Raw genomic sequence first — 25689 nt, forward strand, 5'->3', positions numbered from 1 at the left:
TCGAAGATCCGCTCACCAGAACGGGAACCACCCCAACGACACGCGGGCATTCTACGCCATTGCCGGGTGGAAAATCCACCGCGGGGCGATCGTCCATCGATCCATTCCTACTTCAGCGGCGATTTTTCCGCAGCGGGTCTTCGGCGATGGGAATGTCCACGCACCGGCTGCGAAGACGAAGATCAAGAAAATCAGTTGCCCAAACCGCTGCCGATCGCTAAGCTGCGAACCACTCTAGTCAAGTTTCGCACGGAATTTGGCTCGCAAACTTGTAGGGATTTGCGGCCGCTTGCAGCCTCACTGCTAAAAAGCCATTTCAATGAAAACCAATTCAGAACAATCAATCGGCATCTCCACTCGCAGCGTCCACGGTGACGAGCGACATCAAAACTCCGAAGGTGCCCTGGCCAGCCCGATCTATGGGGCGTCCACCTTTGCTTTCGACTGCACCGATGACCTCATCGAGTTCGTCGAAGGCCGCAGCGACCGGGTCGAGTACGCCCGCTACGGCAACCCCAACGAACGGGTCGTCGAAGCCAAATTGGCGGCCCTCGATGGCGCCGAGGATGCAATCCTCTATTCCAGCGGCATGGCGGCCGTCGTCGGCGTGCTACTGAGCCAATTGTCCTCCGGTGACGAAGTCATCTTCTTCGATGAGTGCTACCACCGCAGCCGCGAGTTCTGCATCGATCACCTCTCCCGCTACGGGATTGTCACCCGCGAAGTTCGCACCGGCGATATCGCTGCCATGGAGGCCGCGATCAATCCCAAGACGAAAATGCTGGTGTCTGAATCGCCCACCAACCCGCACCTGACCTGCGTCGATCTCGAAAAGTTCGCCGCCGTCGGCAAGGCCCATGGCATCGAAACACTCATCGATGCGACCTTGGCCACCCCCTACAACGTCAAGCCGATTGAGTATGGCGTCGATTACGTCCTGCACTCGGCCACCAAGTATTTCGGCGGGCACAACGATTTGCTCGCCGGCGCCATCTGCGGCAGCGGTGAACGGCTCAAGCCTCTTCGAGAGTTTCGTGGCTACCTCGGCAGCGTCTGCTCACCGCACAGTCTCTATCTGCTCGAACGGGGACTCAAGACCTTTGCGTTGCGGATGGCGCGGCACAACGAAAATGGCATGGCCGTGGCCGCGTTCCTGGACAATCACCCCCGCGTCGGCCGCGTCTACTATCCCGGCATCCCATCGCATCCCACCCACGCCGTCGCCAGCGACCAGATGAACGGTTTCGGCGGTCTGATGACGTTCACGATTAAAGACGCCAGCGGCAAGGAGACGTCCCAGGTTGTCGATGCCGTGAAAATTCCTCGGATCGCAGCGAGCCTCGGCGGCGTTGAGTCCCTGATCGAACAACCTCTCGTGATGAGCTACCTGCACTACACGCCCGAACAGCGGCAAGCCGTCGGCATTGACGACAACATGATCCGGCTCTCCTGCGGCATCGAGGATTCCGCAGACCTGATCGCCGATCTCGACCAGGCGCTCAACCGATAAACAGAAGTTGGCTTGGCAGTCTCTCCCCTAGCGGAGAGACAGGTAGCAAACGCCCTGCATCTCGAATCGCTGAGACGATCGCTGACCGCAAACCCTAGAAGGCCAAACCACGATGTACGACTCTCAATCCAACACACCTCCCAACAGCGAATCGCTCGCTGGATTCCGCACCCGTGCGATTCATGTCGGTGGTGAAGTCGATCCAGCGACGGGAGCGGTTGTTCCGCCAGTTCATTTTGCCAGTACTTTCCGTCAACCCGGTGCGGGGCAGTGGGGACAGTACGATTACTCACGCAGCGGCAACCCGACCCGCTCGGCGCTGCAGAGTACCCTCGCGTCGCTCGAGAGTTCAGCGACCACTCCCTGCGCCGGAGCACTTGCGTTTTCCTCTGGGATGGCGGCCATCCACGCCGTGACGATGCTGCTGCGAACGGGCGACCATGTGCTCGCGGGAACGGATATTTATGGCGGTGCCTACCGATTGCTGCATCAAATCTGCGACGCCAACGGGATCTCCGTATCGCTCGTTGACATGACCGACACCGCCGCCGTCGAGGCCGCGATCACGGATCAAACCGCGTTGATTTGGGCCGAGACGATTGGCAACCCACGGATGACGATTCCGGACCTACCGGCGATCACCCGGCTCGCCAAGAAACGGGGTGTGCTCATCGGCGTCGACAATACCTTCGGCACGCCCGTACTCATCCGCCCACTCGACCTGGGCGTTGACATCGTGATGCATTCGGCGACCAAGTACCTCGGCGGGCACAGCGATTGCCTGGGCGGTACCCTCGCCGTCGCCGATCAAGATCTCCACGACCGGCTGTACTTCATTCAAAATGCCACCGGCGCGGTCCTCGATCCGATGACGTGCTTTCTGATCTCACGAGGGCTCAAAACTCTCGACTTGAGAGTCCGCGAGCAGTCCGCCACCGCGATGAAGCTAGCCGAGTGGCTGGAGTCCCACGACCGGGTTCGCTCGGTGCTTTATCCGGGCCTGGCGTCGCATCCCCAAATTTCGCGAGCGCGCGAACTGTTTGATCCCGGCGCCACCACCGATGCCAAGCGATTTGGTGCCATGATCACTTTCGAGCTCGATGGCGATCTCGAAACAGTTCAGAGATTCTGCAGCAACACACGACTGTTTCACCTCGCCGTGAGTCTCGGGGCAGTCGAGTCGCTGATCGAACAACCCGCGACAATGTCCCACGCCTCCTACGCTCCGGAAGCGCGTGCAAAGTATGGCATCACCGACTCGTTAATCCGTTTGTCGGTGGGGCTGGAAAACTTCGACGACTTGCGGGCCGATCTCGAGCAAGCCTTCAAGGCATGACCTCGAGCCACTGGCTGGGGACGTCGATTTTGTTTCGGACGTTTTTCATTGGGGTGTCATGGATCGAGCTCGTTGGGGCTTGATGCGTTCGACTACCTCCAACCTGGGGCTGACGCGCCAGCTACACGCTGCAGTGCCTCCGAAACTCACTCCCGGCCGCTCATCATGACGCGAACTCGCTCGTTGACGATGGCTCGCGTGACGTCGGTTGACTCTCGCCTTTGAATCGCTTCACGTATTTTCTCGAGCTTGGTTTGGAGCTGCCATCGACATCATCAAATGGACTGGAGTTGCGCTGCGTAGCAGAATCAGATTCATTGTCCCTCGCAAACGGATCAACGACGTTCAGTGGCACTCGCTTGACTGATTCATCGGATGCCGTTGGTGTTTGGCCGAATGGGTTGCCTGGGTCATTTGAAGTGTACGGTGAAGCCACATAGTTACTGAATGGATCGCCGTCAGCTGATGGAAGTTCGTAGATATCAATGCGAGCTTGGTGGGTGGAGCTTTCAGCCGAATCGGCGAGAGCGACCGCAATTTTAGCGTATTTGGCTAGGTGTACTTTCATTTCGTCGGTCTTCATGAAGGGAAGTCGCAGCCAAACCGCTGCTTCGGTAGTTCCGTCGCTGGATGACGGTTCACCAGAAATCACCTCCACATGATTGATTCCGTATCGCAGCGAAATCAGTTGGATTTTTTTCTTGAACTTCTCACGCTCCGCCTCATCCATCTCAGGCGGGACTGCCGCGATGACTGTGACGTGATGCTCGTGAGGGAGGGGTGTTTCAACATCCAACTCCACATTCTCAAATCGGGGTGGCGTGAAGGCACCATCCTCCAGTTTGCTGAGATACTCCAGTACGGTGTTCGCATTTAGAAATGGCGGCGTGGAAAAGTCATAGTCTGAGCCCAACATGATCACGACCTTGAGTTGACGGTCGTTGGGTTGAGCAAACGGATCAACTCGTTTCATGTCTTGCTGTGCAGACGTCATTGATATCGGCAAGGCCGCCAAGAGGAGCATGGCCAGGCCAATACGCCTCACAGATTTCCAGACAGATAAATCGATCATCTCGATTCTCCTTCGACTTCAGGAACAGAAAAGGGGACTTCCTCACTCGGTGACGACACCCGCTGCGACAAAGCATCGATCTCGTCGCGGAGAGGCTGCAGCTCGGGCGGCACATTCATTCCAGGTTGTTGAACATGCACGAGACACGACTCCAGGAGAGATTGAACTTGATCGGCATCCGTAAATCGATCGCTGGCCTTCTTGCTGAGCAGCCTATCCACGAGTGTCTCGTACCATGCTGGGATCGACGGCTCAGCCATCCGCAGCGGCCGGTGCGGGTGGTCGGTGATCTTTCGCAGAATTCCATAGCTGGTTTCGCGCCGAAACGGTGCCACGCCGCTCGCCATGGTGTAGAGCACAGTGCCGAGTGAAAACAGATCGCTGCGGACATCGATGGGCTCGCCTCTGGCCTGCTCCGGCGACATGTAGCCGGGTGTGCCTGCGATCACGCCCGATCGTGTGACGGTGACATCATCGGCTGCGCGAGCTAATCCAAAGTCCGTCAGCATGGCGCGTTCGGTCCCGCGTTCGAGCAGACTGTTGGCTGGCTTGACGTCGCGATGAACGAGCCCTTGTTTATGCGCCGCGGCGAGCGCCGAACTGACCTGCAAACCAATTCGCAGACACTCCTCCATCGGCAATCGACCGTCGGCATCGAGTCGTTGCTGCAGCGAGTGACAGGCGACAAACGGCATCACTAGGAACGGCAACCGCGCCGACTGGTCACCGGGATCGCGCAGCCGTACGATCAAACTCGGTCGTGTCTCAGGATCCAGCACGGGTCGAAAAGCACTCGTTCGCGAAAAAAGAGAAGTGTCCTACTCTTTGTAGTCCCTCGCGATCGCCGCTTCTCACGGCCAGGGGCAAAAAAACATCGATTTTTCCACCTGCCCGCTCAACGAGCCGCTACTCCGAGAGCACTTCGACGACTTCGGCGTGGCCATTCTGCTCCGCAAAATTCTTGGCATTGTCCCCGTCGATATCGCGGCGAGTCTTATCGGCATCGTGCTTGAGAAGTTCCTTGACCACCGCGAGTTGCCCCTCAGCGGCGGCGTGCATCAATGCGGTGAACCCTTCACCGGTGTCGGTCGCGTTGACCTCCGCTCCCGCGTCGAGCAACGTCTTGACGGCTTCGGCGTTGTCGCCCGTGGCAGCGAACATCAATGCCGTCCGGCCCATCGTATCTCGCAAGCCGAGCTCAGCACCGTGATCGAGCAGTACCTTCACCGTGCCGCTGTGGCCGTTGAACCCCGCCAGCATCAACGCGGTGCGCTGCCCCTCGTCGATCGCATTGACATCCGCTCCAGCCTCGATGCTTTGCTCGATCGCCTCGGTATTCCCGTTGAGAGCATTGTCCATCCATTGGGCGAGATCGGCAGGTGACTGAGCCGCGGGTGACTCGGTGGCTGGTGACTCTGCAGCGGGCGACTCGGTGCGAGGCTCATCTTCAGCAGCCGAGACTGTCTCCTCGACGATGTTCGCCTGTTCATCGTCTGGTTCATCGACTGACTGCTGAGAATGCTCGGCCCCCAAAGGGTCGGCGGACTCAGCGGTCGAATCGGGAGATTTTCCGCAACCGACCAGGAGCAAGAGAGCGATACAGGGCAGCGCGCGTGACAACGATGTAGCTATTCTGAGCAGGTGTGTTTTGTTCATCGACGCATCGTAACACGGAATTCCCCTCGCCGCCTCACCCCTCCAAAGCCCCCGCTGCGGCGGAAGCGATCCGTCTCCGGACCGCAGGGGACGGGCGAAACCCCCAATCTTGAATTGCCCAAGACAGGATCCCTCGGTAAACTTCTGCCAGTTCTTGTCTCCATCCCGTTTCTCTTCTTACTTGGGCAGGGATTCCCGTGACCAACCACGTCGATCATTCTTGCTCGTCGCAGCCCGAAACGCCGCCAGTGCTCGTGGCGGCGCTGTACCGCTTCACACCGCTGGCCGACCATCCTTCGCTGCAGCAACCTTTGTTCGACCGGATGCAGCGGGACGCAATCTTCGGGACCCTGCTGCTCGCTGGCGAGGGCATCAACGGCACGATCGCCGGCGAACCCACCGAGCTACGGGCATTCGTCGATTGGCTGCGCAACCTCGAACACGACGACCACTTCCCATTCGCAGCGACAGACGTGAAATGGTCCGAATGCGCGCAGATCCCTTTTCGCCGCGCCCGGGTACGATTGAAGAAGGAGATCGTGACCATGGGTGTTGATGGTATCGACCCGCTCGAGAGCGTCGGCACTTACGTCGACCCCGAGGATTGGAACTCGCTCGTCGACGATCCCAGTGTGATCGTGATTGACACCCGCAACGACTACGAAGTCGAGATCGGCACGTTTGCTGGCGCGGTGAACCCCAACACAGATACCTTTCGTGAATTCCCCCGCTACGTCGCTGAGAACCTCGATCCCGAACAGCATCCCAAGGTCGCCATGTTCTGCACCGGCGGGATTCGCTGTGAAAAATCGACCGCGTACTTGAAGGAATGCGGTTTCACAGAGGTCTATCACCTACGCGGCGGCATTCTGAATTATCTCGAACGGGTCTCACCGGAACAGTCTCGCTGGCAGGGTGAGTGCTTTGTCTTCGACAGCCGAGTATCGGTCGACCATCACCTGCAGGCGGGCGAGCATTCGCTGTGTCATGGCTGTGGGTGGCCAGTGACCCGGGAGATGAAAGCGGACGATCGCTATGAACACGGCGTAGCCTGCCCACGCTGCGCCGCCGACATCACCGAAGAACAGCGCCGTCGTCGTCGAGAGCGTCAGCGTCAAATTGACCTCCAGCAATCCGACCGGCAGCCGAACTCGATGCTGGCCCCATGCTCGACACCACCCTCGCAAACCACCCGATGAGCAGTGACGACTCACTCGACAGCGATCAGCCGGTAACCCGGCACTTGGGCTTGATCGGCGCCACCGGCGTGGGTGTTGGCGGGATCGTCGGCGGTGGAATCCTGGCCCTGGCGGGAGTGGCTTTCGCAACCACAGGTCCAGGAGCGATCGTCGCGTTTGCCCTCAATGGCGTCATCGCAATCTTGACGGCAATGAGCTTTGCCGAGATGTCGTCCAAGTTCCCGGAATCGGGTGGCACCTATCTATTCAGCCGCAAGGTGCTCTCGGTCGAAGCGGCCTTCACCGTCGGCTGGGTCGTCTGGTTCGCATCCATCGTCGCTGCCGTACTCTACGCAATTGGCTTCGGCAGCTTTGCCGTGCTGATGACCGAGGAGATTCTGGAGCTCTACGGGGGCGCACCCGCTTGGCTGGGTGACGAACGCCTCGTTCCGGCCACCGCACTGGTAACGACGCTGCTACTGGGCCTGATCATGATGCTCCGCAGCGGAGGCGGCGGCCCTTGGATCAACATCACCAAGGTGGCTGTATTCTGCATCGTGATTGTTGGCGGATTGTGGGCCGTGGGCGGACAACCGGCAGCCGAAACTCAACGGGCCTTGCACCCATTCCTGATTGCAGGGGTGGGTGGTCTCATCCAGGCCATGGGGTACAGCTTCATCGCCATGCAGGGATTCGATTTGATCGCAGCTGTCGGCGGCGAGGTCCGCAACCCGGCCAAGAACATCCCCCGGGCGATGATCCTATCGCTAGTCATCGCGTTACTGATCTACATGCCTCTGCTGTTCGTGATCGTCGTCGTCGGCACGCCGTCGGGCACCACGATCGCCCAACTCGCAGCGGAGGATCCCGAAGCGGTAGTGGCCGTTGCCGCCGAGCAGTTCCTCGGCCCGACCGGCTATTGGTTGGTGATCATCGCTGCGGTGTTGTCGATGTTCACCGCCTTGCAGGCCAACCTGTTTGCTGCCTCCCGCATCGCCTTGGCGATGTCGCGCGATCACACGTTGCCATCCTGGATGTCACGGGTGGGCACGCACAGCCAAACCCCTTGGGTCGCGGTATTGGTCACGATGCTGCTGATCGGCGGCCTGATTATCGCCTTGCCCGACGTCGCAGCAGCGGGTGCGGCATCGAGCTTGATTTTCCTCGTCACGTTCGCGATTGCCCATGGGCTCGCGATGCTGGTCCGTCGCCGCAGTCTCTCGCGACCGCCGTTCCAATCTCCGGCGTATCCACTGGTCCCGATCGTCGGTGGGCTGGCGTGCTTGGCCTTGGCCACGTTTCAAGGGATCGCCGTCCCGGCAGCGGGATACATCACCGTGACCTGGCTGACGGTCGGTGGGGTGCTGTTTCTTACGCTCTTTGCCCGCCGCGCCCGATTGACCGACGTGTCCAATCTCGCCGCCAACCCGGAACTGGCGAGGCTGCGTGGCCGCACACCGTTGATGCTCGTGCCGATTGCCAATCCACACAACGCTGGCCCGATGGTGGCGCTCGCCGAAACGCTCGTCCCCTGGAATGTGGGACGGGTCTTGGTCCAGACCGTCGTGGAGGCCCCGGTGGACTGGGACCCGGTTGCCGACCCGCGACCACTGCAACGTTTATCTCATGTGCAATCGCGGATCCTGCAAGCATCCGTGCGGCTGGGCATCCGCTGCGAGACGCTCACCACCGTCTCCGCCAAACCGCTGGAGGAGATTTCACGTGTAGCCCAGCTACACCGCTGCGAATCGGTACTGCTGGGATTGAATGAGATCACGCTGGACAGCACCGGCTCGCCGCTGGAGAAACTGCTCGGCGAGCTCTCCTGTGATGTCGTCGTACTGCGTGCTCCCAAGGACTGGGAACTCGCTCATGCCGAACGCATTCTCGTTCCCGTCGGCGGTGACGGCGGGCATGATTACCTACTGACTCGACTGCTCAGCAGCCTTTCTCGCGATCAAAAGAGACAGGTACAGTTCCTGCGGGTTGTTTCCCCGTACATGCCCGAGCAAGACCGCGAGCGGGTTGCCCGTGATCTCCAGCGCACTGCGGACGAAAACTTCAATCGCGGCGGTGACGTCGAGGTGATCGAGCACGGCGACCCCGTCGGCACCATTGTCGACCAAGCCGGTGAAAATGGACTGATCGTGCTCGGCGTGCAGCGGATCGGCCCGCGAGAGAAACTCTTCGGGGACTTCACCCGGCAGATCGCACAGCGAACTCAATGTCCGATCATCATCATCAGCCGCCGTGGCTAGCTGTCTATCTGGCCCGCCCCCCGCACCTCGATATTCGGCACAGCCGTTTCAAACGGAATCTGGTTTATAGGAACTCTTCCCAAGATCTTGAATTAAACTCAAGAACCATTGACCGAGACGGTCCTACGGCGTTCACTGAGAACGGAACTTCATCGCAAGCGTCTGAATTTGGTGACGCTGCGCCCGTGTTTCATACCGATCGCTGATGCACCGATCGTTTTCGCACCGACCGATATTGCTTTGTACGCTAACCGCTGGAATGGCCCATGCCTGCCCGCCTCTCTCGAATGACACCTGCTCGCCACGCACTCTATGCGTTGGTGGCCTGCGCGACGTCGGCTGCCCCTGCATCGGCGTGTTGCTTGACCGATTGGTTGTACGGTCGCCCTGCAGCCTACGCGGTGGCCCCCGCAGCTCCCGTCACCCCCGGCTATGCGGCAGCATGCCCCACCACACCGTACGCTGCGGGATACACGCCTTATACAGCCGGCTACACGCCCATCGTGACGGCGGGGTCCAATACCACCACGATGCCCCTGGCCGGTACGAGCATCTATTCGCAACAGCAAAACTACGCAGCACAGCAGCCCGCCTATGGTGCGGTACCACTGAACAACCCATCGGTCTATTCGGATCTACCGGTCACCTCGGGGTACCGAGGCGCCGTGCCTGCGGGCGGCTCACCCTACGGGACTGGCAATGTCTACCCCAATAGCTATACCGGGGCAACAACAACTGCGGCTTCGCCCGTCTATCAAGCCAACTACAGTTCCTCGGTGCAACTACCGGTCACGCCAACCAACGTGGCGCCCCAGCAAGGTGGATTGTCGCGCTTCTTCAATTCGATGCTCGGAACGGGATACCGGACATCGTATTACACCGCGCCGATCACTTACTATCGACCTGCAACGACAGTCGATCCGGTTACCGGCACCACCGTGACGGTCCAACAGTCCTGTGCATCGACCGTCCAACAGGTCCAGCGTACACCCTACACAACCTTCGCCCCCTCACCGTCGGCGACCCCCTCGCTGCCACCGAATGCATCCTGCGGCGTCGCCCCGAGCGGAGGGATTGCACCCTGCAACGCCACCTCGCCCTATGCTCCGTCGGTCGGCTCAACGTATGGCTCGACCAGCCCCAGCACGGTCTCCCCCTATGCCAGCCCAGGCAGCTCAGTGAGCAACGGTGACCTGCAACCACTTTCCCCCCCCACACTGCCTCCGCCTCCAACTTCCGGATCGAACTACTCCAGTCGCTTGAGCTATCCCGAACCGGATACCGTTGACACCTATTCGAACCTGGCTCCCCTGACCCGCAGTTCGTTCGATAGCGTCCCCAGCTACCAACGAGAGATGAGCTCGGATCTCGAACCGCTAACCGCACCGAGTTTGAACTCGGCTCAGCCTGCCTACTCCAGTCAACAAGAGGCCTCGAAAGCGGCCGACGATGCTTACCGACAAGGCTACGAAGCTGGCCGGGCTGCGCTGCAAAAGCAAGCCGATGAGGAATCATCGGCCGCATCGCAACCACCGAGCACGGCGGAAAAACCCACAACGGATCCATACGGCAGCAATCGTCCTACCGAACCAACATCGCCTCCGAATCAGTCCCACTACCAACTCAATCCTCCCGAATCCAATCCACCATCGAGCGATGCATCACGGCCTCGCACGCAGTCAGAGGTGCAGCGTGATGAGCGCGACCTCCAGGAGCTGACCACCGGACTACCGAGCACGCAGGGGACCAACCAGCTGGCATATGGATCTTCCGATTCGGCACCGCGTGTCCGCCCGATCCCTGCGCCCGAGGACTACCGCAACCCGTTTGACACGACCGAGCAGTCGCGAGCACCGAATCCGCTGCCAGCCTTGCCGCCACCAGCGGCGCCCTACTATCGCCCACTCCCGCAAACGTCGAGTCATTCGCAACCTCCGCAGCGGGTCAGTGTCCCCGTTCGGGAAGCCTCGATCCAGGGTTCACGCGGTCGCATAGCAGCCCGCCCTCGACAAGAAACGTCGTCCCAGCGAACGACCGGTCAGCCACAATCGCCCGCACCCCGGGCCAACGCCTGGCAAACCGAGGTTCGCCAACCGCCTCAAGAGAGCGGCTGGTACGCGACGGACCGGTAGGAACGGCCCTGTCGTGGACGGGACGACGAATCTGCCAGTTACCCACGAGTGTCGCTACGCCGATGGCGTTGTCGGAAATAGGGTTCATCCGACGGAAATAGCCGGTCGCTTGAGCGCAAGGGATCACCACCGGATACGTTGCGAAACGCAAATGCCAACCTCAAATGGGATGGAAGATCACTCATGACGGGATCTGCGACCCACTTCGGGATACCTGTGGGCAATCAGCAGGAGGCAACGGCTTTTGTCATTCCCGCGTCCCTTCCCCCAGCGACCGGAATGGACGAGCAGCTTCTAACTGCAACGCCAACTCCAACAGCAATCGCTCCTGCTGTAAATTGGCACTGAACATGATCCCAATGGGTAGGTTGGTCTCGACGTCAAAGCCGAGCGGGAGACTGATCGCGGGTGCCCCGGTGGCGTTTGCAATCGGAGTGAAGCATGCCCATTGCCTCATCCGCTGCATCAGGACATCCATCGACAGGTCCATCCCGAGATGCCCGATCTGTGGCGGTCGCTGACCCACGGTGGGACTGACGAGAACATCGCACTGTGCATATAAACGAGCGCACCGCCGCGACGATCGCCGCAGCCGAATGAGGGCTCCCGGCAACTTGTGAAGCCGACTGGGAATCTGACTTGCCAGCCCTTTGACAAAATCGCTCAAGCGATCTCGATCGAAACTCGAGTCGATCCGCCCCTTGGACGTCGACGCAGCAGTCCACGCCAACAAAAACCAGAAATTGCGAAAGTCCTCAGCAAACTGCTCCGTACTGGGCAACTCGATCGGCTCGACGCGATGGCCGAGCGACTCGAGTAGCTGCAATGTGGACTCAAACTCTCGCTTGACCGCCGGGTCGACCGAGCCATCGAGCAGTTCCCCCGAGACCGAAGCGATCCGCAGTGGGCGATCGAGCGGCCGCTCCGCGTGGCCGATGGGTGTGAACCCAGGCCGCGGGGCGAGCCGCTCCGCGGCGGCCATGAACTGCGCCGTGTCCCGGACACTCCGAGTGAGCACGCCGTCGGTCACGATCCCTAGGAAGGGCTCACCTCCCTGCGAGGCGGGCAAACGACCGCGCGTCGGCTTCAGACCCACGAGACCACAGCACGCCGCCGGGATCCGAATCGAACCGCCACCGTCACTGCCATGAGCGATGGGGATCACACCGGCAGCAACCAAAGCGGCCGAACCACCGGACGACCCGCCCGGCGTGTGATCGAGATTCCAAGGATTTCGCGTGGGCGGATGGTCGGGAAACTCAGTCGATGCAGTGAACCCAAATTCAGGCATCGCACTCTTACCCAAGCAAATCATCCCCATGTCGAACAGCTGTTGGGCAGTCGGATGGTTGCGCTGGACCGAGGCGGAATTCGCTAGAGCTGCCGACCCGTATCGCGTCGGCAGACCAGCGACGTCGGTCATGTCCTTGATCACCGTCGGGACACCAGAAAACACGCCTGGCCGAGCACCACTCGCGCGCTGGCGGGCTGCGTCAAAACATTCGGCTACGATCGCAACGAGGGAGGGATCGACGCGTTTCGCCCGCTCAATCGACGCATCGATTACCTCGCTGGCCGATACCTCGCCCTCACGCACCCTACTCGCGATCGCCACCCCATCGTGGCGAGCCAGCACATCATCGGTGAATGCGGAAGCAGTGGGAATGGTCATCAGCAGAAGTGGTATTACCGCCTTGCTCGGCGTGGGAAGTCCCGGACACGAGAACGCGTCGCAGAATAGATCAAACCGACAACATTGCAACCTCCGTCACGCCGACGGTACACTCCGTGACAGCCTAGCTTGGACAATGCTTCCATGGAGCATACCTTAACAACTCATCCCAGACGCTAGGTTCCGAGCAAATGACGCCGCGACAGTGCGAATTCTTCGGACATGAGCGGGGGACCGAACCGCATTGCCGCTCGCCTTACGGGACGTGCCCCCCCATTGAGATACATGCTTTTCCCATGGAGCCCGAATGGGGCAATCGGCGGGTTACAATCACGAACCAGTTCAGACGGTCGGAGCCGTCTGACTACACTGATAATCCGATACGGGCGGAGCCGTCTGGCTACACTGAGACGCTCGGACGGGCGGAGCCGTCTGACTACAATGCGGCAGGTCGAAACTACTCTCTTTCCTTGTTGAACTGATTCAGCGCCATGGACTTTCTGCTTTACCTGGCCTTGGTGCCCGCCCTGGGTGTGACGGCTCAGTGGCTGGCTTGGCGAACCGGGGCCCCGAGCATTCTGGTGCTTCTGCTCTTCGGCATCCTGCTGGGGTGGTTCGTTCAGCCTGACGCGTTCCTGGCCGACTTGACTGACGGCAACCAAGCCGCAGGGCCCAACCTGCTCTTTCCCCTGGTCGCCCTTTCGGTGGGCGTGGTCATGTTCGAAGGTGGGTTGACGCTCAAACTCGGCGAACTCGGTGAATCGGGTTCCTCATCGCTGCGATTGGTGACCATCGGCGCGCTGCTGTCCTTCATCGGCAATTCCGTCGCGGCGCACCTCCTCCTGGATTGGGGCTGGCAACTCAGCGCCTTGCTCGGCGCGATCTTGGTGGTCACCGGACCGACAGTGATTGGGCCGCTGCTGCGCCAGGTCCGGCCGAGCCGACGTGTCGCGTCCACGTTGAAATGGGAGGGGATCGTCATCGACCCGATCGGAGCGGTGCTCGCCGTACTGGTTTACGAAGAGGTCCTCCTGCAGCATTCCTCGCCTGAATGGACGAGCGTGATCCGGTCACTGACCTGGACACTCTCGGTCGGCCTCATACTCGGCTGCGTCGGTGGCGCGGTGTTGACCCAGGCGCTGCGGCGGTTTTGGGTCCCCGATCACTTGCAAGGCGTGGCGGCATTGACCCTCGCCCTGCTGCTCTTTGCGATCAGCAACGAACTCGCCCACGAGTCCGGATTGATCACCGTCACCGTCCTCGGTATCTGGTTAACGAACCAGAAGCATTTCGATATCGAACATATCGTTGAACTCAAAGAGAACCTGCGCACACTCCTGATCGGGTGCCTTTTCATTGTGCTCGGTTCTCGTGTTAATTTAGCCGACATCGGTGCGGTGGGACTGCCGGGCCTGGCTCTGCTCGCGGCCCTCGTCTTGATTGTCCGCCCGGTCTCGGTCTACCTCTCGCTGCTGGGCAGCCCGCTGAATTATCGCGAACGGACCTTCATCGCGGGACTGGCCCCACGCGGGATTGTCGCCGCGGCGGTCAGCAGCGTGTTTGCCCTGGGAATGGAAAGCCACAGCGACTTGGACATCCCCGGCTCCGATCAACTCGCCACGGTCACCTTTCTCGTCATCATCGGGACGGTCTCTATCTACGGAATCGCTGCGGGGCCGTTGGCGAGGTTCTTGAAGCTCGCGGAGGAAGTATCCAGTGGCATCCTGATCGTCGGTGCCGACCCCTGGGTGCGGGAATTCGCCGAAGAACTCAGCCAAGCGAAGGTCCCCTTGCTGTTAGTCGACACGAACTACAACAAGGTCACCCAAGCCCGCATGGCTGGGATTCGCGCCGAATGTGCCAACATTCTCAACGAACACGTTCGCGACGACCTGGACCTTACCGGAATCAGTCGGTTCATGGCCGTCACGCCCAACGATGAAGTCAACTCGCTGGCCCTGCGGGAGTGCCGCACCCGTTTTGATTCGTCGCAGCAGTATCAGTTGACCTACAAAAGCAAAACCATGCCTGGCAGGCGGGAACTCACCAAGAGCCTGTTGGGCCGGGAACTCTTTGGCGAGGGTGTCACGTACAGCCGACTGCGCGATATGCATGACGCCGGTGCCATGATGAAGTCCACCAAACTGTCGGCCGAGTTCACCTACGAAGACTTCACGGCCAAATATGGTGAACAGGCGATCGTGATGTGCTCGATCGATCACGAGGGCGTGCTGAAGATCAATACGATCGACGATCCACTCGTCCCGGTTCCAGGGCAAACCATTGTCGCGTTTGTCACCGTCACGCCCGTCCCTACTCAGCATGCAGCGCGGGACAACGGCAACTCCGAACGCAGCGTCCCAGAAAGCGACGCGTCCCACACCGGAGACAAATCCCACCATGTTTGATCCGTTCCCAGCGACGATCGCTTTAGCGCCCTTGATCGTCTATCTGATTGCCTTGTCAGCGATTCGGTTAAGTGGTTCCGCCTGCGTTGTCTCAGGCGCCAGTGACCTCGCGGCCGTGCTGGTCGCGGTCTCGGGACTGATCGTGATCGGCCCCATGGAACTGTTCTTTCCCAACGCCACAGCCTCCCTGCTCGGCGTTTGGGTGTGGCTACCCCTGCTACTGCTGTATTTTCTGTTCGCCTGCCTATTAGTACTCAACGGCCGGCCGCGGTTGGTCGTTTATGGCCGGATGGTGGAAGAGGTCTACCCCGCTTTGATCCGGGCGGCGCAAACCCTCGACTCGGGTGCGACTGAAAACGAAGAGCAGCTGCAGGTCTATCTGCCGTCTGCCTCCGCTCACCTGCGGATCGATCTGGTCCGCGGCAATGATTGCTGCAGCGTGATGGCGTTCGAGCCCGCCCTGCCGCCGGACTTCTGGAACGCCTTCGCCAAACAGTTCCGCGAGGAGCTGCGTCAAACCGCGCCGCCATATCCCCGCCGCGGCTGGGCGATGCTGATCGTCGCCTCGATGATGGCATTCCTGCTGATCCGCTACGTTGCGGCTCAGCCCGCCGTGCTCGTCGAAGGATTTCGTGAGTGGTTGATTCGGTGAACTCGGAGACAACGCAGCGTCCAGGGCGAACCTCGCGAGAGATCGCCACGACAATCCTCAAGCTGGTTGCGCCGGTACTGATCATTGGTTTCCTGCTGTGGCGGATGCCTGCGTCGGCATGGCAGCAACTCTCCGAGCGGGCCATTAACTTTCCCCTGCTCGCCGCCGCCTTAGGCGTCGCCATGACGGCCCTGATCGTATCGTTCGTGCGTTGGTGGGTGCTCGTCCGGTGCCAGGGCATTCCGCTGCGATTGCTCGAATCACTGCGCCTGAGCTCGATTTGCTTTCTCCTGAGCTTCGTCTCCGCGGGCAGCGTCGGAGGGGACCTCTTCAAAGCCGTCTTTCTCGCCCGCCGCAGCCCCGGAAAACGAGTCGCCGCTGTCGCCTCCGTCTTCGTCGATCGAGGATCTGGGATGTACGGGCTGCTCCTGCTCGTCTCCTTCGGGCTCCTGATTCGCAACGCCAACGACCCGTTCGTGTTCAACGGGATCAGCGTTGAGAACATCAAGTGGATTGTCGGCGGGATGCTGGCCACCGGTACCGCCATCCTGCTGGTACTTGTCTTGGGTGGCAAGTTCGTCGATCGTGTGATCCGGAAACTCTCCGGCATCGCCGTCATCGGGCCCGCGATCGCAAAAATTGGCCCACCCCTGCGAGCGTTCCACGATCACCCCTGGGCATTTGCCCTCTCACTCCTGATGAGCGTCTGCGTCCAAGGCTTGTTTGTTCTCAGCATGTACTTGATCGCGACATCGATGTATGCCTCTCCGCCCACCCTGGCCGAACATTTTGTCATCGTTCCGATCGGCATGCTCGCCTCGGCACTGCCGATCACGCCAGCGGGGATTGGTGTGCTCGAAGTGACTATCGAGACGCTCTACCACCTCGTCCCCGCACGAGCGACGGACGCGTCGGGCACCCTCGTGGCACTCGTGTTCGAACTCGTCAAACTCGTCATCGCTGGATTCGGTATGATCTTCTACTGGACCGCCGGTAAAGATGTCCAAGAAAGTCTCGAATACGTCGAAGAACACCCCGACGAATTCGACACAGAGTCACTCGGTGAAGTTCATCAGTGAATCCCAGGGATTAGAAATGGTCCGACCACGGAGCAAGTAGGACCGCATACGTTGGGCAACGCTGTGAAGCATTTTCAGTGATTTTCAGGTGTATGCGGGCGGGGACGCCCACTTAGGAACGGGGGAGGAATAAGTGTCGTGTTGGACGAACCAACGAGCCGCTCAATATCCAGAAGTATCCCGTCAGGGATGACAGAAAATAGCCGGTGGTTTGAGCGCAAGCGAACACCAACGGATACGACTAAAACCGACACTTATTCATCGTGTGTTGCTTAGGGACGGTAGACTGTCTCGGTTCTCGCCTGGTTACCGAACATATGATAGATGACGCTTCCTGGCTTGCCCCCGTAGGTAAATCCACGTGCTGTATAGCTAGGCGCATCAGCGTGAAAGTCGTGCCAAGTTTGACCTGCGTCGGTACTACGTAGGATGCCTCTGCCACCGTGCAATGTGCTCATCAACATAACACTCGGTTTCACTGGGTCAACGTATAACGGGCCGCTGTCGAGCGCAGCCAGCTCGCTCCAGCTTTTTCCCGCATCGGTGCTCTTAAGAAGCTTGGCGGGTCGGGTTCCCTTGTAGCTCCAGTAGTTCGTGTGCTGGCCATCAGATACATAGAGGGTATTTTCTTCATGAGGGTGATGAGCGATGCCGTCTACACCATCAGCGGCATGAGCAATCTCCCACGATTCACCTCGGTCGTGGCTCGCGTAGAGACCGGTTCGTTTAAGGCACTGCACATAGACATGTTGTCCACTAGGACTTGTCATTAGGTTGAGAGCGTTTTTCGTTTGAAGCGTGTGCTTCCAGCTGGCACCACCATCCGCACTCTTGAAGACACCAAGCTGGTAGTTGCTTAAATGCATGACATTCGGGTTGGATGGATCAAAGCAGAGATCCGTCATCTCGTTGTCATCGAGCCATCTGCCCCACTGGCCACCGAACTCCTGTTTCAAATCGAGCAAAAGCACCCAGCTTTCGCCTCCGTCGTCGCTACGGTGCAGACGTGGGTGCCGCGTTCCTCCGTAACCATGAATGACGGCAAACCAAGTCCCAGGCTTGGTGGGATGGGCTTTGACGACGCTGCCGTCATGGTTCCGCCAGTCATCGTTCCACCATTCGGATTGAATACGCATCGGCCTCCACGTCCCACCACCATCGTCGGTCTTGAAGACGCCTTGATCGAGCGCAGCCACCATCGCTTGTTTCGGATCGTGCGGGCTGACGGCCGGCCCCTGGAAGTAACACAGCACCTGCAGCCCCGTTGTGCAGCCGGTCCAAGTCATCCCATCGTCCGTGCTTCGGCACATCAGTGAGCTATCACACTTCAGCCATGTCTTTCCATCGGAAGTGACCGTCAGCGCGCTGCATTTTCCTTCGGGTGAAGCGTAACGATTCATGCCTGGATAGGAGCCGCGATCCCAATTTTCTTCGATGGAGCGATGTGTCCAGTTTTCACCCCAGTCTGAACTCACGCTCAGCTCACCCAACGCCCAGAGCATGACGTTGCCTTTGCCGGTGACCGCAATGCCGCCCGCAAATCGCTGCCCCGGCTTCCAGCTGTGTGGAGATGACTTGATGATCTCGAACGTGGCTGCACTATCTGTGCTGCGATGCAGATTCCCGTTCGAGTCGAAAGCAAACAGACCGCTGCCGCTCGAAGTGTTTACTGACGTTGCCTCCCGCAATGTTGCCTTGGCACTGAGTATGACACTGTCCTTCAGAGCCAGGTTCCATGTCAAACCGCCATCTCGCGACACGGCAAGCCCTTTTGATGGCCGGCAGGCAACACACAGAGTTCCATCAGAAAGCGTGATCGGAAACGCAGGCGTGTCGGAGGAATTTTTCGCAATCGGAGGCGAAGTCAGCTCGTCCCAGGATGCCCCATGATCGTGCGAGACACGCAGGACATTCATGGAATCCAACGCGTACACACTACCGTCGGGAGCAACGTCGATGGCGTGCCCAATGCCCGGCGTTCTGTCATCGCCTACCGACGGTGGTTGCCCAAGGACTGGCACCCATTTGACGCCGCCATCATGACTGCCCCAAATCATGCCACAGGTTCCCCAGTACATCCGTTGAGGTTCCTTGGGGTCAATTGCAAACTGACGATTGTGTGAAACAATTTGTTTCCTCGCCATCACGCCGCGTTCGACATCAGCGGACATCTTACGCCAAGTGATCCCAGCATCCTGCGAGCGGAACAGACCCGACAAATCGGTCATTGCCCAGACTTCGTTAGGATTGGTCGGATGCGCGACAACATCTTCGATCCACCCACCACCGCCAGGACCAAAAGGAGTCCAGACTGAATCTGCGAAGGCATCTGTTGAAACGCAAGCACTTGATGAAACAATGCTCATCACCAATAAGACAAGAGAGGGCAGGGTTGCTTGCACGATGACGAATTCCAGTTTGCTAGAGGATCCCCAGCCAATGCCTGGGGCTGTCATAGAATTGCCCCGTTGAGACAATAACGATCCTAGCGGGGATCGATCAAACGGGGAGGACTGATCAAACGCGGCGACGGGGGTGCTATCGCAGTCCAGCGGTAAATCAAGCGAGCACGCCTTTTGATTGGTCAGGGCGGTGAAGAGAACTCCACCGCCTCGCTCGACTCTCTGGGTCGTTGCTCGGCAGATACCCGGGCATGCTCAGGCGAGTGCGCGTTGGAGTGCTTCGCGGACGACGGGCAATACTTTGTCCTGAACATCAGCCAGCGCTCCTTCTTGGAAGGCGCCTGCAGCGGCCTTGTGGCCACCCCCATTGAACTGCCTTGCGATCTCGTTGCAATCCATCGCACATCGGCTGCGGAAGGATAGCTTGAATCCGCCGCGGAGCTGTTCAACGAAGATCACAGCCGCCTGGGTCCCCCGCACAGACAATGTCAAATTGATGGCGTCTTCGGTATCACTGGCTTCTGCTCCGCAGGCTGCAAAGTCTTCCTTCTTGACATACGTATAGACCAGCGCGCCGTCCAATTCCGCTGTCGTGCGAGAGAGAATCAAGCCACGGAGTTTCAAGCGGCCGAGCGTGTCACGTTCGTACAGGTCGCCATACACTTCGCTGGGCACGACACCGACTTCCATCAACCGCGCGATCACCTGGTAGGTTTCCGGCGTGACTGAGGGGAAACGGAACCAACCGGTGTCCGTGGCGATCGCAGCGAAAACAGGAACCGCCATGGCGCGAGTGAGCGGCACGCCGAACGCATCAGCGGCCTGGACGACGAGCTGCCCAGTGGCTTCCGCCTGGTAGTCCTTGTACATCGTCGCACCGAGTTCATCTTCGCCCACATGGTGATCGAGCACCATCTTGTCGGCGCGCGAGGCCCGGATGACGTCGCCCATGTCGCCGAGCTGCGCCCAGGCACTCGTGTCGAGAATCATGATGCAGTCGGCCTTCACGTCCTCCGCTTCGACGCTGTCACCGAGCACATCGATATTGCCTGCGGGATCGAGAAACGAGAGTGCGGGCGGGGTGCGGTGCGCATTGATGATCCGGACGTCCTTGCCGATCGCTCGGAGCACTTCGGCCATGCCGAGTTCGCTGCCCAACGCATCACAGTCCGGACGGATGTGACTGACCAATACGAAGGACTGGTAATGACTAACCTGATCGACGAAGGCTTTCCAATTGACTCCCACGGAGACTCTTTCTTTTTAAAGATGAACAAACGGTAATAAAAATCGGGTGGCTACGGGGTGAATTGGCGAACCGCGGCGACGTCGCGACGAATCTGCTCCGCGAGGGCGTCGGCACTGTCGAATTTCTCAACACCGCGGATCTGCTCGAGCCAATGGACAGTGACCATCTGATCATACAGGTCGCCATCATAGTCCAAACAGTGGACTTCGACCTTGGTGCGTTGATCATCGTCGAAGGTGGGATTGGGACCGACGTGCACCGCAGCGAGCAGTGGTGAGCCGTCCTCGCCTGACCCCACTGCCCCAGCCCCGGCGCTGCTCTCTGCCGTAACGACTTCACCTGTAGCGTCTCGCGTAACGAGCGCGGCGTAGACGCCATGGCCGGGAACGAGTGTCGCGATATCAACGAGATTGGCGGTCGGGAAGCCCAGAGTGCGGCCGCGACCTTCGCCCCGAGCGACCTGCCCTCGAACTTGATAGACCGATTGCAACATCGCGTTGGCTGACGCGATCTCGCCCGCCGCAATCGCTTCGCGGATGCGAGAACTGCTGACCATTCGCTGCCCCTTGAGTCTCGGCTCGACCACCTCGAGCGATTTTCCCGTCTGTTGACACAGAGTCCGTAATCGGTTGACGTCGCCGCCGCGGTCCCGGCCAAAAAAGAAGTTCGGCCCCTCGACGATCGCCTCCGCCTGCAACCGATCGGAGATCAACAAATCAAAAAAGTCGTCAGCGGTGCGATTGAGGAACTCCTGCGTGGCCGGACAGACGACGAGCGCGTCAATTCCGAGTCCGCCCATCAGTTCCGCACGCCGAGCGATCGTGGTCAGACGGGCCGGTGCACTGTGCGGCCGCAGCACCGTGGCCGGATGTGGGTCGAGCACCACCACGACGGCCGGGCCGCCGACTCGCTCGGCCGCCGCCGCGACGCGGCCGAGCAGTTCTCGATGCCCCACGTGCACCCCGTCAAAATTACCGATGCTGACCGCCCCCTGCTTGACCCGATCTCGCACCGCCGCGTTGGTTTCCAACTCGTCGAGCGTGCAGGTCAGAATGGGGGCAGGGCAGGGTGATGTCATTTCCAGGTGGGTATCGTTCTCGAAATCGGAGCGGATGAGCCCGCCAGTATGCCTGATCGATCCCGATTCTGTTAGGGCAGCGTCGAAACAGACGCGATTTCTCCCCTCATTCTTGGCTCGGTAGAGTCTTTCGTCAGCCCGCCGAACAAGGGCGCCGCCCTCCTCGTCGCCCCGGAATTCGCTCACTCCCACGCTGATCGAAACCTCGATCTGAACGGGGCCCACCTCGACCGAGGTCGCGGCAACACGGCGGCGCAGTTGATCGATGGGACCGGCAACCTCCTGCGTGGGGGCCGGCATCACCACGGCAAACTCATCACCGCCGAATCGAGCCACAACAGTCGCCCCCGGCAAACCGCTCGCCAATATGGCGGCGACTCGCTGCAACACGACGTCGCCCGCAGGATGACCATGGGTGTCGTTGATCGCCTTGAAATGATCAATATCGATCAGAGCCAGCGTAAACCACGATCCCCGATCACCACCGGGCCGGCACATCGAGTCGAGCTGTTTGTCGAAGGCGCGGCGGTTGGCCAGGCCCGTCATGGCATCCGTATGCGCCTCGACGCGATAGGATTCGAGCCGCCGATTCCGCCGGCCAGCCCAATATCCAACGCCCAGAAGCGCGCATCCCAGCAACACGCCAGCGATCAGCAAAACGAAATCGGGAGGCGACATAAGCAGCAAGGATTGGGGCCGACCCGACTCGATCAGGCCAACGATGAAGCGGAATCTTGAGTGGGGATCAGCTCACCGCGTGCGATAACGACCAACCCCGTCTCGGTCACCCGCAACCCACGCTCAGCATCCGCGACCGGATCGTAGCCGATCTCCATCTCCGGTGGGATCCGAACACCCTTATCGATGATCGCCCGGCGAATGCGACTGTGCCGCCCCACCTCGACATCATCGAACAGGATACTGTCTTCGATCTGGGAGTAACTACGAATCCGGCAGCCTGCTCCGATGATCGATCGCATCACACTGCCACCGCTGATGATCGCACCCTGGCAGATGATCGAATCCATCGCCACGCCTTGACGCGTTGATCCTCCATCACTGCCAAAGACGAACTTGGGCGGTGGCAACTGGGGACGAAACGAGCGAATCGGCCACTGGGAATCATACAGGTTGAGTTGTGGGTCGACGCGAACGAGATCCATGTTGGCTTCGTAGTAAGCCTCGATCGTCCCCACGTCACGCCAATACGCATCCGACTTGCGATTCTCGTCCGTGAAGGGAAATGCGAAGACATTGCTGTCGGTGATCGCTGCGGGAATGATGTCTTTGCCAAAGTCATGGCTGCTGTTGGGGTCGGTAGCGTCGTCGCACAAGCGTTCGAACAGGTACCGCGTGCTGAAGACGTAAATTCCCATCGATGCCAAACAGACATCGGGATTGCCCAACGTCCCCTGGGGGTCCTCCGGCTTCTCTTGAAACTCGACCAACCGATCGTTCTCGTCGACCTGCATCACACCGAACTGATGCGCTTCCCTGCGGTCCACCGACAAGGCGCCCACGGTAATATCGGCCCCTTTGCAACGGTGAAAGTCGACCATCGATCGATAGTTCATCTTGTACAGATGGTCGCCGGCGAGCACGACCACGTACTCGGGCAGTTCTCGCTCGATGGCATAAATATTCTGGTACACCGCGTCGGCGGTACCCTGGTACCAGTTGTCATCGATCCGCTGCTGAGGGGGGACGACATCGATGAATTCGCCGAGTTCGCGGCAAAAGTAGTTCGTCCATGCAAGCTGGATATGCCGATCGAGCGACTGGGCTTTGTACTGCGTCAACATCAGCACCCGGCGCATCCCGCTGTTGAGACAATTGCTCAACACGAAGTCGATAATCCGGTAGCAGCCACCGATGGGCACGGCGGGTTTCGCCCGATCCCGCGTCAGCGGCTCGAGCCGCGAGCCACGACCTCCCGCCAAAATGACCGTCAGGGTTTGTTGCATCATGTTCAGATCCATCGTTTCCCAAGGCGCACTGCGAACCAGCTCCACGGCAAAAGTTCGACTCCGCTGGACTGCCAACGTCGGCTAATCAGGAGCATTGCCCCCTTCCTACAGCGAATAAGGGTGTTCGTCGACACGGCGATTCCGAAACCCAGGCAATAATCTAGCAAATGGGTGCGCTGTTTGCTTCGGCAATTTTGTCGCAGTCGAGCGATCTGCCAAATTTGACGCGCGGGCATCGGGCGTCGATGATCAACCAAAATGGATTTGGCCGCGTAGGAGGTTCACGTGCATTCGTCACAGAAACTTCACTGCAATCCAAATACCCGCGAACCGCAGGCGTGACCCGCAGTTTTTCACAGGTTTGCGACTATCCCTCCCCTTTCCCCGTCACGGAGAATCCAATCATGCAACTGCCTTGGAAGCGAATCAGTATCGTCTTGGCGTCCGCCTGGGCCGCCACCCTTCTCTTCGGCTTGATGATGAGCCTACCGCGTGCGGCGAACTCAGAGGCCCACGCTGATCAGCAAATCCGCGACCGGACCTCCGCCGAAAGCCTCAATACCGCCCAAGACATCTCGTCGGCATTTCGTAGCGTCTCCGAAGTCATGCGTCCAAGCGTCGTGAGCATCAGCACGCAAACCGATCTCAATGCCCGTGTGCGTCAATTGCCGCCGAACCTCCGCCAGCAATTGCCACGCGGCTTTGAACAGTACTTTGGCAACGGAAACCGTCGTGGCGGAGCCGAGCCACAACCGCAACAACAAGGCCAGGGCAGCGGAGTGATCGTTCGCCAAGACGGTTATATCCTGACAAACAATCACGTCGTCGCGGGTGCAGATATCGTCACCGTCGAACTCAATAGCGGTACCAAACTGGAGGCCGAAGTCGTGGGCACCGACCCCGAAACGGATCTCGCGGTCCTGAAGATTGACCGCACCGATCTACAACCTGTGCCCTTTGGCGACAGTGAAGCGATCGGCGTCGGCGACTGGGTGCTCGCCATCGGCAGCCCCTTCGGCCTCGACCAAACCGTCACCGCGGGCATCATCAGCGGTAAAAACCGCGTCCAAGGCATCGTCGATGGCGGACAAGGATTCGAAGACTTTCTGCAAACCGATGCCGCGATCAATCCCGGAAACTCGGGCGGCCCGTTGGTCAACCTGCACGGTGAACTCGTCGGCATCAATACCGCGATCCTCTCCCGCTCAGGCACCAGCGCTGGCATCGGCTTTGCCATCCCCGTCGCATTGGCCCGGCCTGTCCTGGATTCCATTATTGAAAACGGTGAGGTTCGGCGCGGTTTCCTCGGCGCTCAAGTCGCTGATGTGACCCCGGAAGTCGTCACGGAATTCGGACTGAAAGTCAACAAGGGAGCCCTCATCCGCGGCGTCCTCGAAGGTCAACCCGCAGCCAATGCCGACCTGCAGCCGGGCGACGTGGTCCTGGAAACCGATGGACGCCCCGTCACCACCAGCGCTCGATTGGTGAACTACATCGCCAGCCGCTCGCCAGGTGAAAGTGTGCAGATGAAAATCAACCGTCACGGCCAGGAAATGGAAGTGACCGTGAACCTGCAATTGCGCACCGACAAAGCGATGGCGATGTTCAACATGGGGTCGCCCTGGGGCGCCGAGCTCGAACCCGTCACCCCAGACTCGGCTCGCCAGTACGGCTACTCGGATCTCGAAAGCGGCTTGATCGTGACCAGCGTGAGCGACCAAGGGATCGCAGCCCAAGCGGGACTGCAGGCCGGTGACGTGATCGAGACCGCCGGCGGACGCCCGGTGAAATCAGTCCAACAGCTGACCAAAGCCCTGGCGACGGCGAAACAACAGGAAGTGCCCCTGCAAGTTGTCGTCCGCCGGGGCAACACGAAGATGCTCCTGGTTATCCGTTAAGCGATGCAGGAACGCTGAGTGGTGCACTCGGCGAATTTTGCTGTTCTGTAGTGGACGAGGCGACGAGTCCGTCATTACTCGCAAAACCGGATCCCCTGTCAGCTTGTCTGACAGGAATCTCCGTTTTGTGATTAGATCAAGA

General features: G+C 59.7%; 17 protein-coding genes. 9 read left to right on the top strand and 8 right to left on the bottom strand.

Annotated features, from left to right (window positions below):
• Window positions 1-319: 319 nt before the first annotated feature.
• Entirely contained in the window at window positions 320-1510 is a 1191-nt protein-coding gene (locus CA85_RS03900) for a trans-sulfuration enzyme family protein (protein ID WP_146390015.1), read from the top strand.
• A 112-nt stretch (window positions 1511-1622) separates the two neighbouring features.
• Window positions 1623-2846 (top strand): trans-sulfuration enzyme family protein, encoded by a 1224-nt coding sequence (locus tag CA85_RS03905; RefSeq protein ID WP_146390016.1) that lies wholly within the window; start codon window positions 1623-1625, stop codon window positions 2844-2846.
• Between the two features lie 163 nt (window positions 2847-3009).
• Here the strand turns inward: CA85_RS03905 and CA85_RS03910 are convergent, their stop codons facing one another.
• The 3 genes from CA85_RS03910 to CA85_RS03920 form a co-directional block, all read right to left on the bottom strand.
• Complete coding sequence (locus CA85_RS03910) at window positions 3010-3918, bottom strand: hypothetical protein (RefSeq protein ID WP_146390017.1); 909 nt, start codon at window positions 3916-3918, stop codon at window positions 3010-3012.
• Entirely contained in the window at window positions 3915-4697 is a 783-nt protein-coding gene (locus CA85_RS03915; RefSeq protein ID WP_146390018.1) for a serine/threonine-protein kinase, read from the bottom strand. Before CA85_RS03915 ends, CA85_RS03910 begins: the two co-directional genes overlap by 4 nt.
• A 127-nt stretch (window positions 4698-4824) precedes the next feature.
• Window positions 4825-5574, bottom strand: a complete 750-nt coding sequence (locus CA85_RS03920) for an ankyrin repeat domain-containing protein (RefSeq protein WP_146390019.1) — start codon at window positions 5572-5574, stop codon at window positions 4825-4827.
• 197 nt (window positions 5575-5771) lie between these two features.
• Here CA85_RS03920 and trhO point away from each other — a divergent pair, with 197 nt between their 5' ends.
• The 3 genes from trhO to CA85_RS03935 all read left to right on the top strand — a co-directional run bounded on the left by trhO (window position 5772) and on the right by CA85_RS03935 (window position 11142).
• Entirely contained in the window at window positions 5772-6773 is a 1002-nt protein-coding gene (gene trhO / locus CA85_RS03925) for an oxygen-dependent tRNA uridine(34) hydroxylase TrhO (protein ID WP_246112479.1), read from the top strand.
• Window positions 6740-9010 (top strand): amino acid permease, encoded by a 2271-nt coding sequence (locus tag CA85_RS03930; RefSeq protein ID WP_246112480.1) that lies wholly within the window; start codon window positions 6740-6742, stop codon window positions 9008-9010. Before trhO ends, CA85_RS03930 begins: the two co-directional genes overlap by 34 nt.
• Before the next feature lie 266 nt (window positions 9011-9276).
• Complete coding sequence (locus CA85_RS03935) at window positions 9277-11142, top strand: hypothetical protein (RefSeq protein WP_246112481.1); 1866 nt, start codon at window positions 9277-9279, stop codon at window positions 11140-11142.
• Between the two features lie 247 nt (window positions 11143-11389).
• Here the strand turns inward: CA85_RS03935 and CA85_RS03940 are convergent, their stop codons facing one another.
• Complete coding sequence (locus tag CA85_RS03940) at window positions 11390-12814, bottom strand: amidase (RefSeq protein WP_146390021.1); 1425 nt, start codon at window positions 12812-12814, stop codon at window positions 11390-11392.
• A gap of 491 nt (window positions 12815-13305) precedes the next feature.
• Here CA85_RS03940 and CA85_RS03945 point away from each other — a divergent pair, with 491 nt between their 5' ends.
• From CA85_RS03945 to CA85_RS03955, 3 genes are read left to right on the top strand one after another with little or no spacing between them, the layout of a single operon-like run.
• Complete coding sequence (locus CA85_RS03945) at window positions 13306-15222, top strand: cation:proton antiporter (protein WP_146390022.1); 1917 nt, start codon at window positions 13306-13308, stop codon at window positions 15220-15222.
• Complete coding sequence (locus tag CA85_RS03950; protein ID WP_146390023.1) at window positions 15215-15874, top strand: hypothetical protein; 660 nt, start codon at window positions 15215-15217, stop codon at window positions 15872-15874. Before CA85_RS03945 ends, CA85_RS03950 begins: the two co-directional genes overlap by 8 nt.
• Complete coding sequence (locus tag CA85_RS03955) at window positions 15859-16953, top strand: lysylphosphatidylglycerol synthase transmembrane domain-containing protein (protein ID WP_246112482.1); 1095 nt, start codon at window positions 15859-15861, stop codon at window positions 16951-16953. The genes CA85_RS03950 and CA85_RS03955 overlap by 16 nt, the downstream gene beginning before the upstream one ends.
• 272 nt (window positions 16954-17225) lie before the next feature.
• Here CA85_RS03955 and CA85_RS03960 read toward each other — a convergent pair whose 3' ends face one another.
• The 4 genes from CA85_RS03960 to glgC all read right to left on the bottom strand — a co-directional run bounded on the left by CA85_RS03960 (window position 17226) and on the right by glgC (window position 23649).
• Entirely contained in the window at window positions 17226-19181 is a 1956-nt protein-coding gene (locus CA85_RS03960) for a WD40/YVTN/BNR-like repeat-containing protein (RefSeq protein WP_146390024.1), read from the bottom strand.
• 429 nt (window positions 19182-19610) lie between these two features.
• Window positions 19611-20603, bottom strand: a complete 993-nt coding sequence (locus CA85_RS03965) for a DHH family phosphoesterase (protein WP_146390025.1) — start codon at window positions 20601-20603, stop codon at window positions 19611-19613.
• Between the two features lie 50 nt (window positions 20604-20653).
• Window positions 20654-22360: a bifunctional riboflavin kinase/FAD synthetase gene (locus CA85_RS03970; protein ID WP_146390026.1), complete on the bottom strand. Its 1707-nt coding sequence runs from the start codon at window positions 22358-22360 to the stop codon at window positions 20654-20656.
• A 32-nt stretch (window positions 22361-22392) separates the two neighbouring features.
• Complete coding sequence (gene glgC / locus CA85_RS03975) at window positions 22393-23649, bottom strand: glucose-1-phosphate adenylyltransferase (RefSeq protein WP_246112483.1); 1257 nt, start codon at window positions 23647-23649, stop codon at window positions 22393-22395.
• Between the two features lie 404 nt (window positions 23650-24053).
• On the opposite strand from glgC, the gene CA85_RS03980 reads away from it, so the two are divergent.
• Window positions 24054-25547, top strand: a complete 1494-nt coding sequence (locus tag CA85_RS03980) for a Do family serine endopeptidase (protein ID WP_146390028.1) — start codon at window positions 24054-24056, stop codon at window positions 25545-25547.
• The last annotated feature ends 142 nt before the right edge of the window (window positions 25548-25689 follow it).

It is taken from the genome of Allorhodopirellula solitaria (assembly GCF_007859855.1).
Classification (GTDB): Bacteria; Planctomycetota; Planctomycetia; order Pirellulales; family Pirellulaceae; genus Rhodopirellula; species Rhodopirellula solitaria.